Annotated in this window: 15 protein-coding genes and 2 tRNA genes; 3 read left to right on the top strand and 14 right to left on the bottom strand. The window is 36.8% G+C overall.

All coding sequences use genetic code 11. The annotated features are described in order from the left end of the window. Window positions 1-21: 21 nt before the first annotated feature. The 4 genes from AC2VNP_RS21205 to rlmD all read right to left on the bottom strand — a co-directional run bounded on the left by AC2VNP_RS21205 (window position 22) and on the right by rlmD (window position 8,167). On the bottom strand, window positions 22-2,991 hold the full coding sequence (locus AC2VNP_RS21205) for a type I restriction endonuclease subunit R (RefSeq protein WP_486919299.1): 2,970 nt from the start codon (window positions 2,989-2,991) through the stop codon (window positions 22-24). Beyond that, a complete protein-coding gene (locus AC2VNP_RS21200) occupies window positions 2,991-4,385 on the bottom strand; it encodes a restriction endonuclease subunit S (RefSeq protein WP_486919297.1) in 1,395 nt (464 codons plus the stop codon). Before AC2VNP_RS21200 ends, AC2VNP_RS21205 begins: the two co-directional genes overlap by 1 nt. Further along, the gene (locus AC2VNP_RS21195; RefSeq protein ID WP_486919295.1) at window positions 4,385-6,517 is read right to left on the bottom strand and encodes a type I restriction-modification system subunit M; all 2,133 of its coding nucleotides are present in this window, start codon (window positions 6,515-6,517) and stop codon (window positions 4,385-4,387) included. The genes AC2VNP_RS21200 and AC2VNP_RS21195 overlap by 1 nt, the downstream gene beginning before the upstream one ends. 261 nt (window positions 6,518-6,778) lie before the next feature. Then, window positions 6,779-8,167: a 23S rRNA (uracil(1939)-C(5))-methyltransferase RlmD gene (gene rlmD / locus AC2VNP_RS21190; RefSeq protein WP_486919293.1), complete on the bottom strand. Its 1,389-nt coding sequence runs from the start codon at window positions 8,165-8,167 to the stop codon at window positions 6,779-6,781. Between the two features lie 386 nt (window positions 8,168-8,553). Between rlmD and AC2VNP_RS21185 the strand changes: the two genes are divergently transcribed. Beyond that, a complete protein-coding gene (locus AC2VNP_RS21185; protein ID WP_275119360.1) occupies window positions 8,554-8,913 on the top strand; it encodes a GAF domain-containing protein in 360 nt (119 codons plus the stop codon). 147 nt (window positions 8,914-9,060) lie between these two features. Here AC2VNP_RS21185 and pdaA read toward each other — a convergent pair whose 3' ends face one another. From pdaA to AC2VNP_RS21155, 6 genes are all read right to left on the bottom strand, one after another. Next, on the bottom strand, window positions 9,061-9,894 hold the full coding sequence (pdaA, locus tag AC2VNP_RS21180) for a delta-lactam-biosynthetic de-N-acetylase (RefSeq protein ID WP_486919291.1): 834 nt from the start codon (window positions 9,892-9,894) through the stop codon (window positions 9,061-9,063). Window positions 9,895-10,014: 120 nt separating this feature from the next. Further along, the gene (locus tag AC2VNP_RS21175) at window positions 10,015-10,773 is read right to left on the bottom strand and encodes a hypothetical protein (RefSeq protein ID WP_486919289.1); all 759 of its coding nucleotides are present in this window, start codon (window positions 10,771-10,773) and stop codon (window positions 10,015-10,017) included. Window positions 10,774-11,200: 427 nt separating this feature from the next. After that, window positions 11,201-12,745: a fumarate hydratase gene (locus tag AC2VNP_RS21170; protein WP_486919287.1), complete on the bottom strand. Its 1,545-nt coding sequence runs from the start codon at window positions 12,743-12,745 to the stop codon at window positions 11,201-11,203. A 99-nt stretch (window positions 12,746-12,844) separates the two neighbouring features. Further along, window positions 12,845-13,759 (bottom strand): DMT family transporter, encoded by a 915-nt coding sequence (locus AC2VNP_RS21165; RefSeq protein WP_486919285.1) that lies wholly within the window; start codon window positions 13,757-13,759, stop codon window positions 12,845-12,847. 20 nt (window positions 13,760-13,779) lie between these two features. Next, window positions 13,780-14,427: a histidine phosphatase family protein gene (locus AC2VNP_RS21160; RefSeq protein WP_486919284.1), complete on the bottom strand. Its 648-nt coding sequence runs from the start codon at window positions 14,425-14,427 to the stop codon at window positions 13,780-13,782. A gap of 1 nt (window position 14,428) precedes the next feature. After that, window positions 14,429-14,629 (bottom strand): SE1561 family protein, encoded by a 201-nt coding sequence (locus AC2VNP_RS21155; protein WP_275119354.1) that lies wholly within the window; start codon window positions 14,627-14,629, stop codon window positions 14,429-14,431. 181 nt (window positions 14,630-14,810) lie between these two features. On the opposite strand from AC2VNP_RS21155, the gene yfkAB reads away from it, so the two are divergent. Continuing rightward, window positions 14,811-15,956 (top strand): radical SAM/CxCxxxxC motif protein YfkAB, encoded by a 1,146-nt coding sequence (gene yfkAB / locus AC2VNP_RS21150; protein ID WP_486919282.1) that lies wholly within the window; start codon window positions 14,811-14,813, stop codon window positions 15,954-15,956. A gap of 64 nt (window positions 15,957-16,020) precedes the next feature. On the opposite strand, the gene AC2VNP_RS21145 is transcribed toward yfkAB, so the two are convergent. Continuing rightward, window positions 16,021-16,824, bottom strand: coding sequence for a YfkD family protein (locus tag AC2VNP_RS21145; RefSeq protein ID WP_486919281.1), 804 nt, complete (start codon window positions 16,822-16,824; stop codon window positions 16,021-16,023). Window positions 16,825-16,928: 104 nt separating this feature from the next. Then, window positions 16,929-17,531 carry a YczE/YyaS/YitT family protein gene (locus AC2VNP_RS21140; protein ID WP_486919279.1) on the bottom strand — a complete coding sequence of 201 codons (603 nt, stop codon included), beginning with the start codon at window positions 17,529-17,531 and terminating at the stop codon, window positions 16,929-16,931. A gap of 86 nt (window positions 17,532-17,617) precedes the next feature. Between AC2VNP_RS21140 and AC2VNP_RS21135 the strand changes: the two genes are divergently transcribed. Next, window positions 17,618-18,232 (top strand): DUF421 domain-containing protein, encoded by a 615-nt coding sequence (locus tag AC2VNP_RS21135; RefSeq protein ID WP_486919278.1) that lies wholly within the window; start codon window positions 17,618-17,620, stop codon window positions 18,230-18,232. Between the two features lie 114 nt (window positions 18,233-18,346). Here AC2VNP_RS21135 and AC2VNP_RS21130 read toward each other — a convergent pair. Both AC2VNP_RS21130 and AC2VNP_RS21125 read right to left on the bottom strand, forming a co-directional pair. Then, a tRNA-Leu gene (locus AC2VNP_RS21130) sits at window positions 18,347-18,430 on the bottom strand. A gap of 13 nt (window positions 18,431-18,443) precedes the next feature. Next, window positions 18,444-18,519, bottom strand: a tRNA-Lys gene (locus tag AC2VNP_RS21125). Between the last annotated feature and the right edge of the window lie 17 nt (window positions 18,520-18,536).

The following is an 18,536-nucleotide window of genomic DNA, read 5'->3' as shown; positions in this document are numbered from 1 at the left end:
TTTCCACTCCTATTTCAATAATTAAATTTCAGGTGGCTTTTCAGTAAAAGGGGTTCCTTCCGTATTATATGTTAAGGTAAACACCATATCGGATAGCCACTTCTTAAAAGAATCATTATCATTATACTGTTTGAAAATTTCCATGTTATCAGCCATCATGTTTATGACCGCTCGATTTAATGCTTTTTCACTTTCTATTCTAGCATTTTGTTTGTCTGAGTTTTTCATTGCATTTTGATAATCCTTATCCTTTGAAACAGTTTCTGGAATGACAGCAATTTGCTTTTTAACCTGTTCCTCGTCATTCCAATTGATATTTCCAAATAAATCATGGAAACTTGCTAAAATATTGCTGAGTAAATCTAACTCTACATCAGATCTTCCTCCACCAGCTGTTGTTGGTACCGGAGCAATTTCATATTCCTCTGTATCTTCTAATACAATCGACATTTTTGCTTGAGCTTCTGCCCGGTAACTATCTAAATCAATCGCTTCTAATATACCTTTTGACAAATCCTCTTCTTTAGGTGCAGGGAGTTTCGGAATTAATAAATTTAAAAAGATAGATAGCTTTTCCCAATCAGGGTTTCCATACGGTAAAATTGATGCCAAAAATCCGTAAGTTCTGGTAAAAGCCTTAGCTTTACTCTTAAAATCTACTTGTTCATCTTCATCTAAATGGTCAATATAGAATTGCGAACAAACATCTAAAATAGGATCAAGTTTATCTCTTTGGGCACCATTTAAAAATAACTCCACGATTGAATCTACGTTTTGTTCTGTAAATACTTGATATTTTCTAATATCACTCTCTAAGTCATTTAGTTTGTCAGGGTCCGTTTCATCAGATAGCACAGTCGTACGAAAGTATTTTGAAAATGCATCTTTTATCGTATCTGTATCATTCGCAAAATCTAAAACAAACACATCGGCCTTATCTGGGTGCGCTCTATTTAATCGTGATAATGTCTGCACTGCCTTAATGTCAGTCAAAACTTTATCAACATACATGGTGTGTAAGAGCGGCTCATCATATCCGGTTTGAAATTTATTAGCAACAACTAAGATTCTGTATGGATCTTTTTTTAATTTCTTTTCTATCTCATTACTAGGAAAATCATTTATAATACTTTCCGTTAACTTTTTACCACCAAATTCTTTTTCACCTGAAAAAGCAACGATTGCCTTATAAGCGCTTTTTCTCTTTTGCAAGTATTCAGTGATTGAATAATAATATTGAATTGCCCTTTCAATGCTGCTTGTAACGACCATTGCACGTGCCTTACCACCGACTTTACGTTTTGCAATAAGGTGGTCATGAAAATGGTCTACCATGATTTCAGCCTTTAATCCAATAGCTTTCTCATTCGATTCTACATATTTACGTAATTTCTTTTGTGCCTTTTTCTTATCAAACATCGGATCATCTTCAACAATTTTGGCAATTTTATAATAGCTATTAATTGGCGTATATTCTTTTAATACGTCCATAATGAAGCCTTCTTGAGTAGCTTGTTTCATAGTGTAAACATGGAACGGTCGATGTTTAACTTTACCTTCTTCCTCATAAGGAACACCAAACATCTCCAGTGTCTTATTTTTTGGCGTAGCTGTAAAAGCAAAGTAACTTGCATTTGTGAGCATTTTTCGGCCTTCTAAGATTTTAATAATCTTATCCTCAATCGTTTCTTCTTCGCCATCTTCGTAATTTTCCGATAAAGCCATATTCATTTTTGCAGACATGCTACCACTTTGACTAGAATGAGCTTCATCTATTATAATCGCAAATTTATTCTTCCTATGCTGGTTTCCAATTCCCTCTAAGATGTATGGGAACTTATGAACAATTGTTATAATAATTTTCTTTCCATCTTGTAATAACTTCTTTAGATCGCTAGAACTAGCAGCGTGACCAACTGTATTTGATACTTGCATAAAACTTTTGATTGTGTTTTTAATTTGCTTATCCAGATTAATACGATCTGTTACTACAATAACTGTATCAAAGATGTCATTTCCATCTCTTTTAAGAGATATTAACTGATGAGCCAGCCAAGCAATTGAGTTTGATTTACCACTTCCGGCACTATGTTGAATAAGATATTTTTGGCCTGTCCCTTTTTGTTCAGCATCTATTAAGAGTGCTTTTACGGCAGATAATTGATGGTACCTGGGGAAAATTTGCTTTCGCTTTACTTTCTTAGTCTCTTCGTCTTTCTCCACTACTATTTGTGCATAGTTTTCTATAATATTAGAGAGCTCATCTTTGGTTAAGATTTGTTTCCATAGATAATCTGTTTTGATACCATTAGGGTTTGGTGGATTTCCTGCTCCATCCTTATAACCTTTATTAAAGGGAAGGAACCAAGAAGGTTTTCCCTTTAATTCAGTACACATCTTTATTTCATTATCATCTACTGCAAAATGGACCATACACCGACCAAAGTAGAATAAAAGTTCCCGTGAACTTCGATCATTTTTATATTGCTGAACAGCATCATCTACATTTTGCTTAGTTAATCTATTTTTTAGCTCACACGTTATGATAGGAAGGCCATTAATGAAAACAGCAAAATCTAATGCTAATTTCGTGTTATCTTTGGAATACATAAGTTGTCTTGTAACACTGAATATATTTTTATTATAAAGCTCTACTGCTGTTTCATTTTGAAGTGAAGGTGTTAGGTAATACAAATCTAAAGTGACAGGATAGACTTTTACTCCATTTCTTAAAACCTCAATGACACCATTTTTGGTAATTTCCCCTTGTAAACGATTAAGAAATTTCACCTTATCCAAATCACTTTTGAAAACTCCTAACTTTTCTAGCTTGTCTGGTTGAGTGTCCTGTAAAAATCGAAATAAGCGAGTTTCATCTATAGCATAATCTTTGTTGTAATCTTGGTTGTTTCCAAGCTCATACCCATTATGATAAACGAGATGTTCAACAATTAGCGTTTCTAACCCTGACTCTTTCGTATTAGACGGCACTATACCTCACACTCCTCACTTTCCAAGACTTCATCATTGATTCTAACTTCTTCGATGTCATTTAACTCACTTTCAACAACTTCAATATTACGAATATCAATTTTACCTGTTACTACGTTTGAGATTAAACAAGTTCGGTATTCAGTTATTAACTCTATTTCTTTTTCTACTGTTGTAACACTTTTATCTATAATGTTTAACTGTTTTATTATATATTCAACTATTTCATGTTGTTCATTTATGTCTGGAACCCCAAGAGTAAAGTTTGAAATAAAATCGGAAGGAACACGCTTTTGTCCTGCAGCCCCTGTCATTACCTCGCTACCTAGAATCCTAAAATAACTAGTTCTTGTTATAAAATAAAGATATTTTGGTAATATATTTTTTAGAGCTCTCAAGACAATTAACTCTGTGGTTCCAAATCCAAATTCTGTTTCTAAATTATCTAAACAGGCACCCTTACCATTTTCAAAACATGGAGTTATTTTTGCAACAACTACATCATTTCTTTCAAAATATGAAAAGCCATCTTTTACGTCTTTGATAGCTCTTTTTTCTGTATTATCGACCTTACCGTATATCGATATTTTTTCCATAGGCAGAAATACAACCTTTTTATCAAGAGAAGTTTGTTTAAATAGTTTATTTTTACCAGGTCCTAATTTTGTAATTCTCCTAAGCTTGATGCAATTCCAATCGTCGGGTATATCCCCTAACCACTCTATACCCGACGGTTTCATCTTTATGTTCGGATTTAACCCTTTTGTTACTGCCTCGTTTACAATTGCTTGTTTTTGTTCTTTAAGAGTTGAAATAAGTTTTTTCTTTACCTTAATATATTTATTTATCTTCGCAAGCTGATAATCTAAATATTTTACAATTTGATTTTGCTCTTCAAGAGGGGGAAGTAATGATGGTATTTGTTTAAAGTCGTCCCAGTATAACCTATTACGGTCTGCAACAATTCCATGTGAATACTTATTTACTTCCTTCATGTAGGTAGGAGTACGAAACAGATATGAATAGTATTGACTGTTCACTTCTAATGATGGACTTGCAACTATATATGCTGGACTAATCAATCCATCGATAGGAGCAACTCCGACTGCACCTTGCCACATCCTCATCATATTATAAGCAATATCACCCTTAACGGCACGTTTATAATTTTCTTTATTGTTTAAAATTTGTTTTCGCTTCGATTTATCAAAATCTCTTACACGAACTCCGGTATTCAGAGACACCTCCAAAATTGGTAAATTGGGGAACCCTGTCTCATTACGTTGTGAAAAGATTTGATTATTCCTTAGGATTCTCCAATGTTTTGGAATTTGTCCAAAACATGTGTGTTTACTATCTTTATACTCTAAATAAGGGGAAAGTGATTTTAACATTACTCTTTCCTCCCAATTATCTGCTCTAATAATCCTTCAGTTTCATTCTCAAGTTTAAAAATATCTGCTTTAATTTCATCGAGTGTGCGTAGCTTTACTGGTTTGTAAAAATATTTTGCAAAGTTAATTTCATAACCTATGAGGGTTTTACTTTTATCAATCCAAGCATCTGGCGTAAAGGGTAAAACCTCATCTTTAAAAAATTGCTCTATTCCACCCTCATGTAATAAAGGTATAAATTCTGAATCTCTTTGATTGGCATCTGGCTCATACTCCACAACACACTTTTTTCCATCAATGGTTGCCTCAAATAAACCATTTATAAAGTTTGGCTTTACTTTTGTGGTTTTATAGATTTTCTTGAATACTTTTTCAGCTTTCCCATCCACTTCTGCTAGTTCACTTTTTAGTAGATTTAGCCTTTTAGCAGGTAACTTTACATTTGACCGCTCGGCTATAATTCTTACTTCTTTTATGAATATATTAAAATCAGTTATGGTATTATAATCGAGTTTCTCAGCTATTTTACTAATAACATTAAATAAAGGCGTTTCCTTTTTCTCCATGCAGTTTTTTTCAAAGGCTTCTAGATTTTCTTTTGATAAATCTACTTTTAAACGTAAAGGTCGTTCTACTGTTATCTTGTGGTAGCCAAACTCCTTATTATCAAATATTTTCGACTGCTCTGTTTCTTCAATTGAAAGTAACATGTCTGATATTTGCTCTCTTATCTTAGGAGTCAGTTCACAGTTCTTCTGTCCCAAATTCTTTCTTAGTGGGCTCTTTAAATCAGTAGCATCAATTAGTTGAACTTTTCCTTGTCTATGGGATGCCTTTCTATTAGTAACTACCCAAATGTAAGTAGCAATACCTGTGTTGTAGAACATATTTTCAGGTAAAGCTATAATCGACTCAAGCCAATCATTCTCGATAATATATCTTCTGAGGTTACTCTCACCTGAACCTGCATCCCCTGTAAATAATGAAGAACCATTATGAACTTCTACGATTCTACTTCCTAGTTCCGTATCATGCTTCATTTTGCTTATTTTGTTAGCTAAAAATAAAAGCTGTCCATCACTTGAACGAGGAATCATTTTAAAATCAGGTTCTCCTGCATGATTTACAATAAAGCGAGGGTCTGATATATCTGATTTTCCACCTAGTCGTTCCAAGTCTGTTTTCCAGCTCTTACCGTATGGTGGATTTGATAGCATAAAATCAAAGTTAGTTGCAGGGAACCCATCATTGGATAAGGTAGAACCGTATGCTACGTTATCATTTTGTACAGCCTCACCCTTAATAAGTAAATCAGCTTTCGTAATTGCATATGTTTCTGGGTTAATTTCTTGTCCATATAAATAAGTGGTAATACTTTTTCCATGTTCCTGTGCTAATTGATGTAATCTCTCATCAGCTATCGTTAACATTCCACCTGTTCCACAAGCTCCATCGTATACCAAATAAGGAGCATCTTTGATTTTATCCGCTATTGGTAAGAATGTTATATCAGCCATAAGCTCAACAACATCACGCGGCGTGAAGTGTTCTCCAGCTTCCTCATTGTTCTCTTCATTGAACTTACGGATTAACTCTTCAAATATTACACCCATCGTATGATTATCCAGACCTGGAAGTGTAATGTCCCCATTATCCTCAAGAACCGGTTTTGGACTTAAATTAATAGTCGGACTTACGAACTTTTCAATAACCGCACCTAAAATATCAGCTTCAACCATAGTATCTATTTGATTTCTAAATCTAAACTTTTCTAATATTTCTTGTACATTCGGAGAAAATCCATCTAAATAAGCAATAAAATCGTTTTTCAATTGTTGTTGTTTTGCTCTAGATTTTAGATCTTTTAATGTAAATGGTGATGAGTTGCAAAATGCTTGACCAGCAACATTACATAATGCATCTGTTTGATTAACAATTTCTGCTTCATCTAATTTTTTCTTCATATCTAATACTGCTTCTTTAGTAGGTTCTAAGACTGCATCGAGTCTACGAATAACTGTCATTGGCAAAATAACATCTCTGTATTTTCCCCTTACATAAACATCACGAAGGTAATCGTCTGCTATACCCCAGATGAAACTAACGATTTGATTGTATATTTGATTAGTCATATATTTTCCTCCAAAACTAGTATAATTCCATTATATCTTACCATATTATTTACAATAAAAGGTTTGGGATATAATCTACTCAATACCAATATTTTTAACTACTTATTCAAAACGATTTTACAAAACCATCATTTCTGTTAAATAATTTTCGCGTAAAAGTAAGACCCCCGGGGGTCTAAAAATCCCCCGAACCAATAGTCCGAGGGAACATAAAACACACTTCAATATTTAACTAAAACCGCTAAACCTATTGATACCAAGCTATTTTAACTCTATCAACGCCACGCACTCGACGTGCGATGTATGGGGAAACATATCCACTGGTTGCAAATACTTCAACTTAAATCCAGCTCTCGTAAGCTGATTAACGTCTTTCGCCAGTGTAGATGGATTACAGGAAACGTACACCATCTTCTTCGGTTTTACCTTGATAATCGTGCGTAACAACGCATCGTCACATCCTGTTCTTGGTGGATCGACGATGACGACGTCTGGTTTCCAGCCTTCTTTGACCCATTTTGGAAGAAGCTTTTCAGCTGGTCCAACGACGTAGTGAGCATTACTAATCCCCTGTTTTTTGGCGTTCGCGTTCGCATCATCGATAGCTTCCGCAATGACATCCATGCCTCTGACTTCACCTGCTTCTTTTGCAACCCACATCCCGATTGTCCCTACCCCGCAGTACGCATCAACGACTTTTTCTTGACCCGTAAGCTGTGCAGCTTTTTTTACTTCATCATATAGATTGACTGTTTGAACAGGATTGAGCTGGAAAAACGCCCTAGCTGATAGCTCAAAGGAGACGTCACCTAGTGTTTCTTGAATGACTTCTTCTCCAGCTAAGTGGATCGTCTCGTCACCAAAAATAATTGACGTTCTCTTCCCATTTACATTTTGAAGGATGGACGTGACTTCTGGTATTCTCCTCTTGATCTCCTCAAGAAGTAAGTCTTTTCTTGGAATTTCTTGTTGGGTTGTAATTAACACGAGTTGAATTTGACCAGTGGCAAATGCGACACGCGTTACAATTGTACGAATAATGCCCTTATGCTTTTTCTCATTATAGATCGAAATGTTTAAATCCTCTAATATCTTCTTTACTTGTTGTGTGACTGTATTCGTCATCGGATGCTGGATCATACAGTCGGATATATCGATTAATTGATGCGAATTCATTCCGTAAAGTCCTGCTAATACTTTTTCTTTATGCTTTCCAACTTGCAATTGACTTTTATTACGGTAATTCCACGGATCCTCCATTCCAATCGTATCCTGTAATGGTAACTTATCTGGGTGGATCTTCGTATGCCGCTCGAAAGCTTGTCTAACGATATCTTTCTTTTCCCGCAACTGCCCCTCATAGCTTAAATGCTGAAGCTGGCAGCCACCGCATTTATCGTAAACAGGACATGGTGGCTTCACTCGATCCACTGCTGGTTTTCTAATTTTTTTAATTTTTGCTTCTGCAAACTTTGGATTTACTTTCGTTACTTCAGCTACAACAACTTCACCAGGAAGAGCACCTGGAACGAAGACGATCTTTCTTTTATAAAAACCGACCCCTTCACCATTAATTCCAAGTCTCTTAATCGTCAGTGGGAATTGTTGACCTTTTTCAATCGTTACAGCTTCAGTTTTTTTATCTGTCATCTGGTTCACTCCGTCATTCATTAAAATCGTGTACTTATTATAGCACGGACGATGCAAACTTCCTAAACAGGTGCAGGTGGGATTGGTTTGTAATGTTTATGGCAAGTGCCTTCTATTATGATATTCGTGAAATGGAGCGTACTTTATCTTAATAGTTGCCATTCTCCTAAATCCTAGCAACACAATCAATCACGCTTACGGGTTCAAACTTAATGAGAAAAAAATCGTTTTTTATTAAAAATGAATATTACCATAAAAGAGTGGTAAGAACAGTTATTGAGTTCTATGCCAACCCCTCCCCCCACTGCCTAAACTTACTAGTTCGTAAACGTATATTATTTGCTACAATAGGAGGAGTAAAACGTTCTACGAAGGAGAGATATTTCATGTCGATTGCAACAGATGTAGCTTCCCTACAAATAATGGCCCATGTATACAAAAAAATGAGCCTTCAATCCGTTTTTGAAAAAACTTGTGAGAGTTTAGTGAGCGAAGTCCCATACATAGATTGGGTCGGTATCCTAATTTTTGAAGAGGGTTCAAGCAACTTAGTCGCTGCATCAGACGAAGATGATCTCCAGTGGGAAAGTAATGCTGAATTAAAGTTTCCAATTACCAATTCAATGGGTCAAAAAATTGGAGTTATGATTGTTCGTAGCATGCAGGCGATTGCCTTTGACGTTACCGATGTAAGTACATTAGAAACGATTGCAGAAGCGATTGGTCAAGAAAGCTTTGCCAACTAGAGATTTTATGTACAAATAAAAGGCTGACATGTATTTGTCAGCCTTTTTGGTATTGTTTTGATACACTGACCTCTAATTTAGTATAGTATTGCCTTTTAATGAACGGACAATCATATTAGAGTAAATTAATTCGTGCTTTTATTTTAGCTAGAAGCCTAATTTTGTCTTTAGCTTGCCTCGTTTTTGATTTCTTGTCTCTTCTAACATCATGCGATCTAAGAGGAGCTCGTCTAAACTTTTAAATGTGTATCCTTGTTTACGGCAATCCTCAATGACACGTCCCAATGCCTCAGCATTGTCTTTTGAGACCGAATGTAGAAGCATAATCGCACCCGGGTGAATCCTTTTCATAATTTGATTATAGGCATAATCTGCGCCTTTCTGCTTGTCGACTTCCCAATCTTTATAAGCCATCGACCAAAACACATTCGTATAACCCAACTCATTAGATAATGCCAGCGATTTTTCGCTGAATGTACCTCTTGGCGGTCTTAAATAGTTCATATCTTTTTGACCCGTAATGTTTGTATATTCTTCTTTTACCTTGTCTAATTCTCGCTTTAATCTTTCTTCACTTACTTCTGGCAAGCTTGGGTGATGGTACGAATGATTACCGACGATATGCCCTTCGTTTACCATCCGCTTAATGAGATCTTGTTCCGTTTTTAAGTAATGTCCTGTTACAAAGAAAGTCGCAGGTACTTTCTTTTCTTTTAATACATCAAGAACTTTTGCCGTGTAGCCATTTTCATACCCGTTATCAAATGTTAGGTACAATTCTTTTTTATCTATATTTCCGATAAAATAACCGCCATACTTTTCGAGCAACTCTAAGTAATGGGGTTCTGTCGTTACTGGTTTATTTTCTTTTTCCGGCTTGTAGCTCCAGTGGTATACTTTAGTGTCGTAGGCTGCGGCTGTTGATCCGAGACCCGTAAAAATGAACGCAATGATAGCTATAATCGTTAGTAGTTTTTTCATTTTCAACACCTGACTCCCCTAAGTTTTTTATTAGCTTTTCACATAAATAAAAAACTATGCAGGCGTTAACGTGCTGTTGTGTATTTGATAACAAGCGGTATGGAAACAATTTGTAAAAACTCAGCGTCGGATACATGATCGCGCTGAATGTCGACAATGTCTCCTTCCACAGTTCCAAGGTATACCGCCCATTCGAATGAACATGACTTCTTTTCCGGCCTTCATCTTAACAGTGAATGCAGACTGCGAGCCGACATTGGTAACATTCCCAATGTACTCCCCAGCTGCATCAAAGATATTTAATGTGTAGCGTGCCATTATTTTTTTACCTAATTCAATATGGGATAGAAGCTGCTGATTCTCGTCATACACTTTGTACGGACGAAAGAAGCCTCCCCGCTTTTCAATTGTAAGTGTTTGTTTTGTTGTCTCTAAATGCAGTACGCGCGGAAACAAATCAAATGGCAGTATCATCCGTGTGATAAAACGTAAGACTTGCTGGGCTGATGTAATTTCCTCTTTAAACTTCCCTACGATTTGGCCATCTAATGAATAGTACGTATAGGGCTCTCTTAAGCTTACTGAGGAAACAAACATCAAGCGCCGTGCTTTAAAAAGATCTTCAGTAAGCTCTAATTCATTGGTTTTTGGTTTCTTGGACTGGACTTCTTTGATTTGTTTCATTCGCCAGTACGCAATTAACAATGAAGCGGTTCCCAGTCCAAATGTGATAAAATAAATGAGTATTCTCTCTGTCGTAACACCTTGCGTACCTCTACCTAAATTATAAAATAAAGCAATCAACCCTAAAAAATATAAAATGATTGCAGACCAAAATAGAAAAATTGCCATTTGCTTATGATGTTTTTGAAGTGCCATTCTATTGCTCCTTTCGCTAAGATACCGTGCTTCTGGAGTGATCCTTGTATGTACATATACGTTTTATCCTCGTGAAAAGTTTCTCCTGTGGTAATGTACGGGCATTTTAGTTAATACATCGGCAAAAAGCACTTCATTTGGTAAACAGGCTGCTTTTTTCTCCATCATCTTATCCAGCTATTTTTTCGTCTTCGATTCTTTGCTTTTCAATTTGTTATTTTCAACTTGTTGCTTTTATTTTCACCTTCATCTGATTTATTTTCAACTTAACTTCATTTATTTTCAACTTCTCATGATTTATCGATTTCTCGACAATATTAATTAAACATATTTCGACTGCGTTCCTCTTAACTACTTCATACTCTGCTTGGGCACCCAAAAAAAAGACAGGTAAACAAGTGTTTACCCATCTTCCTCCCGTTCTTTATTAAAATACACGCTCAGCAAATTGAGATAGCTTTTCTAAAGAAGATTTATCGACATCTGCATGTAAGCTGTTTCCGTGTGAGTCCATCGTTACGATTGCTGCAAAGCCTTCAACTTCAAGGTGCCACATTGCTTCTGGAATACCGAATTCCATTAAGTCCACACCTTTAACTTTCTTAATACAGTCAGCATAATATTGAGCTGCTCCACCAATCGCATTTAGGTAGACACCACCATGCTCTTGTAACGCTTTTAACGTTTTCGGTCCCATTCCACCTTTACCGATTACAGCACGAATACCGAATTTTTTCATGATATCCCCTTGATAAGGTTCCTCACGAATACTTGTCGTTGGTCCAGCAGCTTTAACGTGCCACTCGCCTTGATCGTCTTTTAACATAACTGGTCCACAATGGTAAATAACCTGACCATTTAAGTCAATTGGAGCATCGTGGTCCATTAAGTGGTGGTGGATCGCGTCACGGCCTGTATGCATCATTCCGTTAATGATAACAACGTCACCGACTTTTAACTCACGAATTTGCTCTTCAGTAATTGGAGCTTGAAGTACAACTTCACGAACATCAGAAGTCACTTCAGCTGTTGCTGCCGCTTCTTCTTCAGCAAGTGCACCAAAGTCGACTTTTTCACCATCTTTATATAACCACTCGTTAATTTCTCCTGTTTCCGCATTGACTTTTACACCTAAGCGACGGAATGCCCAGCAGTTATAAGCCACAGATACGAAGAAACTTGCAGGAAGACGGTGCATAACACCTACTTTACAGCCTAGTAATGTTGCTTCTCCACCAAAGCCCATTGTACCGATACCTAATGTATTAGCATTTTCCATTACATAGTCTTCTAGTTTACGAAGATCTTCATTCGGGTTCACATCATCAACTGTACGGAAAAGTTGCTCTTTTGCTAATAAGTAACTAGCCGAGCGGTCACCGCCGATTCCTACACCGATAAATCCTGCACTACAGCCTTGTCCTTGTGCTTGATATACGGAGTGCATGATACACTTACGAATGCCATCAAGGTCACGACCGGCACGGCCAAGTCCGTCAAGTTCACACGGTAAGCTGTATTGAATATTTTTATTCTCACAGCCGCCACCTTTTAGAATTAAGCGAACATCAATATAGTCCTCTTCCCACTGCTCAAAGTGGAATACAGGTGTTCCTTCACCAATGTTGTTACCACTGTTGGCACCCGTTAGTGAATCAACCGAGTTCGGACGTAACTTTCCGTCTTTCGTTGCTTGCTCGATCGCTTCTTTTATTGCTTTTTTCATTTTAATTTGGTTTACACCAACTGGAACTTTAATCTCAAAAGTCGGCATACCTGTATCTTGGCAAATCGGTGAGATCTTATCGTCTGCCATTTGAATGTTTTCAGTAATCGTTGAGAATGATAATGCAGCACGTGTTCCTGCATTTTCTTTCGCTTTTGCCGCCTTAACTGCATGGCGTACATCGTATGGTAGATTCGTAGATGTCTCTACAATTAACTCGTACATACTATCTTTAAATTTCTCCATCCTGTTCTCTCCCCTCGGAATTACAGATACGAATTTTAACACATCTACTATTATACGCCTTGTCAAAAAATTTCGAAAGGGGTTATGAAAGCGCATTATTCAATTTCCTAATTTTAACGGCTCATTTACTTTTACTACAGACCTTAGTTTGGTTGTTAGAAGAACACCGACAATCACTAGCAACCCGCCAAATAGTTGCTCGATATAAATTCTCTCATCTAGTATTAAAACCGCTTGAATGGTCGTAAATACCGGGATCAAGTTTAAAAACACTGCCGCCTTAGAAGCACCGATTTGTTCAACCCCTTTATTCCAACAAATAATTGCGATGATTGAAGGAAAAATACCGAGGTATAAAACCGATAGGATCGTTGGAGCATTCCAAACAATCATAATATCTAATAAAATCCACTCCATAATAACAAAAGGAAGCAGTGTGAGACATGCCATCCCAAGCATAACCATGAGCGTTCCTCTCGTTGGTAATCCCCCCATATGTTTTTTGACGAGAATAGAGTAGATGCACCAAGCTAATACGGCAACTACCATCAGTAAGTCACCCACATTCAATTGTAAAGCTAGTAATTGTTCGATCGAGCCGTTGGTAACGATCCACAGAACACCAACAAAAGAAATGAGGATCCCTGTATATTGCACGGCTAAAAGACGTTCTTTTAATAAAAATAAGCCTAAAATAGCTGCAAATATCGGTGTAGAAGCTTCTACAATTGAAGCATTGATGGTCGTCGTAAAATTTAATGAATAATAGACTAAGCCAATAAAAATAACAATTCCCGTCAGTGACAAAGCATAAATCGGCTTCCAATTTCGTACTAATACTTCTCTATGATTCTTCCAATCTGTTCGAGCAATAAAAACCATAATCAAGAAAGCTAGACTGCAACGAAGAAATGATAACGTAAACGAAGGAATGTTACCAACCATCAGCTTTCCAACAATAAAATTACCCGAAAAAAATAAGATGGCAATGGTGATTAATAGATACGATTTCAAATCATTCCCCTTTCTAGTTGCTATGCCTCTTTATTCAATAGTGAATGATTTTGTTGAAGCGGTTCAACCTCTAAATGTGTCGTCCTATTAATATAATGAATGAGCGGCTTTCTATCACTCTTAAGTTCTACTAATGTAATGCTCGTATTTTCAATCTGGAATGGCCTGTGGTGCATATGCCATTGTTCTCCTAGAAGTATGTACATAAGGATTATACTGATTAAACCACCATGAGCGACTAAAGCTACATGCTTACCTTCATGAGCACGTTGCATTTGTTCGATCAAATACTTACACCTAGCCGTAATTTCATCAATACTTTCAGTTCCCTCAACTCCAGAAGTAAGGATCGAATGCTCTTTCACTTCTGGAAATTGAGAATAGATTTCTGTACGTGTTTTCCCTTCTAAAGGACCTAAATTTATTTCTCTTAACTTTTCCCATTTATGTGCAGTTAGCTCTTTTCGCTGAGCAATTGCAGTGGCTGTTTCGTATGCCCTTGTAAGATCGCTACTGTAAATATAATCCAACTGCTGTTTTTCAAAATAACGAGCTACTGACTCTGCTTGTCTCTGACCTAGTTCCGATAAAGAAAAGTCTTTTGTTCCTTGAATAATTCCTAATTTATTTCCTTCTGATTCACCATGACGAATAAAATATAAAAACAACTTACTCCGCTCCCTTTGATTCCCAAGAATGGCGGAATACTTTACATTTACCCTCTAATTGATCAAGCATGTCTAGAATACGATCAATATCTTCTACAGTGGTATCTTCAGGATCAATATTATCTAGTAGATCACCAATCATTTGTATTTTTTGATTTAAATAATTTAACTGTTCATTTTTATCGTTTAATGCTCCACCCATGTTTACTCTCTCCTTTAGTTCATGTCATCGTAACTTTAACAAAAATAATAAACACACTCAAGAAAATCAGTCCCGTTGTGATACTCTTAAGACTTGTTCATACAGTAGTAGTATTGGCAATTCAATCTATTTTCAATATAGTTCTTTTGCTATTTCTTGAATTCAGTTATCATTAATAGATATGAATCATCAATTAAAGGAGTTACTTAACTTGATTGAGCAAAAAACGTTACAAATTAAACCATCTTATGATCCATGGGAAGCTTATTTAGATATAGAGGAATATGGAAAGCCACTTTTAACAAATGTAGAGTTTACGACAACAACGCTTTGTAACATGCGTTGTGAGCACTGTGCCGTCGGTTATACCTTAACTTCGAAAGATCCCAATCCATTACCTTTAGACGTTTTCATTCGCCGGTTAGAGGAAGTTCCTCACCTTCGGGCATTAAGTATTACTGGTGGAGAACCGATGCTGTCATTAAAATCAGTTAATGATTATGTCGTTCCACTTTTAAAATATGCACATGAGCGTGGTGTCCGAACGCAAATAAATTCTAACCTCACCCTGGATTTAGCACGATACGAGAAGATTGTTCCTTACTTAGATGTTCTCCATATCTCTCATAACTATGGAAGTGTGGATGATTTTGTGGATATCGGCTTTGCTGTCATGGAGAGAAAACCTAGTTATCAACAGCGTGCCAATTATTTTGAGCGAATGATCGAGAATGCCAAGGCATTAACGAATGCAGGAGTCATGGTTTCTGCTGAAACGATGATTAATAAGAGGACATTACCGCACCTAGAGGCGATCCATCAACAAATTGTCGATATGGGCTGTCAGCGCCATGAAGTTCATCCGATGTACCCGAGTGATTTTGCAAGCAGTCTACAGGTAGCCACTCTAGAAGATATTCGGTCTGCTGTCCATCGACTGCTCAATTACCGAAAAGACGATATATGGATGTTATTCGGGACCCTTCCTTTTTATGCATGCAGTACGAATGAAGAAGATCTCGAGCTCTTAAAACGTTTATATGCCTCTAAAAATGTAACGGTTCGAAATGACCCTGATGGACGTTCTCGGTTAAATGTGAATATCTTTGATGGTAGCATCATTGTGACCGATTTCGGTGACGCTCCACCACTAGGAAACATTCAAACGACTACATTAGAACAAGCATACGAAACGTGGAACTCCTCAACCCTAGCTGATGAATTAAATTGTCATTGTCCAGCTGTTAAATGCTTAGGACCTAACATTCTGGTGAAGGATACCTACTATCAAAATGTCTCTTTCAAAAATAAGACATCCAATATTTAAAGAAGAAAGGAGTGCTAAGCTGCACTCCTTTTCTCTGGTTTGTACTTATAAGTTTTAATTGTGACTAACGTGGTTGGTTTGATGTGTAAAACTTAAAACCTAAATGATCTTGAACTGGTATCCACGCACCAATTCCTTGTTGAGTCACGTTTTTAACTTCTAGCTTTCTTTTCCCATTCTTAATGGTTAAATACACTTCTCCATAGGTTACCTTTCCCTTTTCATTGGCTGCTGGTACATACGCATATAAATAGCCAACATTTTTCGGTGCGATTTTATAAACTTGTCCTTTTTTTGTACCGTAACCGATGACCGTATCAAATGCTAATGGTAAGCCCGTTTTTTCTGCCGCCTTAATCATCATCATTTTTTTCACTTCTTCACTATTTGGAACTTCAGCTGTTAATCCACCTGAAATTTTCTTTTGTTGTTCTTGTGTATAAGTTAGCTTTTGAGGTGAGCGACCGCCACGGTTATCCACATAATTCGTATTCACTTTATTATATTCCCAATTCACATTAGTCTCCCCAGATTCGTAATTTAGGGGCCACTGGCCTAAATAGATGGAAGCTTTAAATAACAAAGCTGTCTTTGAGTTATTGATTGAGGATTCGTTTAATAATCGAATGAGTTCAGGATTTGTAATTTCGACCTCTGAAGAATCCAAAAGCTCCTGAGTCAATTCACTTGGTTGTAAATAAGGAAGGTCTTGTGTAGGGTTTGGGTACGTATTATCTTTAGAAATATCTAATACGTAATCAGGGATTTGAGTTTTCGTTTCTTCCCCCTTATTTTCTTCTGCTGCTAAACCATGTAACGGGAACATCAATAAAAATAAAACTAAGATACATAGCGATACCTTTCGCATCGACTTTTCCTCCTTCTTTCTCTAGCTGTACGATTTGATCTTAGTTTTTTCAATCTATAAAAATTTATCCATCTAAAAAAGACTTCATTTCGAAGCCTTTTTTCTTAAACACTCACTATTCTCTTTACTCTTTTATAAAACACTTGAATAAGTGGACCGATGCTTAATGTAACGATGATCGTTCCCACTCCTATGGGTCCTCCTACAAGTAGTGCAGCAATTAAAGCAATAATTTCAGCGACAGTCTTAGCCCCCATCAAGGGCAATCGCAATAACTGCTTTAAATTTAACATCAAGCGATCAATTGGGATGATGGCGAAATCTGCTTGGAGATATGTGGATATGCCGAGCCCCATTAACGTAACTCCCGTTAATAATACTGCTGCTTGAACGGGCAACTCATTTATGCGAATGTCTTGAAAAACGATTAATAGCCAAAAATCAATAAAATAGCCTAATATAATAACCGTCACTAATGAAAGTATTTCAGGGCGTGACCACGCTAAAAGAGCATTTACTACAATAAGGATAACTCCAATCAAAATGACCCAAGTACCAACGGTCAGGCCAAAACGAGCCGATAAGCCAACACTTAACGCATCCCATGCTCCCGCTCCAAGGTTTGAAATAATTGTAAATGTAATTCCAAAGGCTAATATAAACAATCCTAACAGATAACATAATCCTCTTCGTAATTTTATTGACACTTTGTTCTCACCTCACCACAGTTTATATTTTGCTATTTTTGCATAAGCTATCCACAACACCCTTACATAAGGTTGGAGGGATTATTTTGGATTTTCATTGGGTATGGAAAGCGATCATCATTGTTTTTGTTGGTATTATGATTTTACGCATCGGCGGTAGAAAATCAATCTCTCAGCTCACGGTCTCTCAGACAGTTATCATGATTTCAATTGGGAACTTAATGATTCAGCCTGTAAGCGAACGAAACATTTGGATCACTTTTTTAATTGCACTTCTACTCGTTCTTACGTTAATTTTTATTGAATTTCTTCAAGTGAAGTCAGATAAAATAGAGAGTTTTTTTACCGGTAAATCGATTGTTGTTATCGAAGATGGTGTAATCAATATTAAAAATTTAAAGAAATTACGATTAACGATTGATCAACTAGAAATGCGCTTACGACAATCTAATGTCCAACACATTAGTCAGGTTAAATGGGCAACTGTTGAAGTCAGCGGTCAGCTAGGACTCATCTTGGACGAACAGAGTCAAGTAGCTACAAAAAAGGATATTCAAGCCGTATTAGATTATATTCATTCCATGCACCCGGTAGGCCAACCTCCACCAAATATTACGCAAGGCAATAGTTATCCTACCCTATTTACTGAATCAAAACTACGTAAACACACAAATGGCCGCCCATCAAGACAGCTAGACTAAACCAACTATTATGGTACCAGGCACCTTTAATACATTAAAGCGGTCAAAAGAAAAAGGAACTATCTCAATGGAGATAATTCCTTTTTATATGTATGACAAACCTTAACTTCTAAATGGTGCGGGTGAAGGGACTCGAACCCCCACGTCAAAGACACTAGATCCTAAGTCTAGCGCGTCTGCCAATTCCGCCACACCCGCAAAAACTAAAAAATGGTGAGCCATGAAGGACTCGAACCTTCGACCCTCTGATTAAAAGTCAGATGCTCTACCAACTGAGCTAATGGCTCATGATGTAAAATCATGT

The organism is Alkalihalobacterium sp. TH-98 (genome assembly GCF_057473385.1).
The sequence above is the reverse complement of the archived record's forward strand: the minus strand, read 5'-3'. Positions and strand labels throughout refer to the sequence as shown.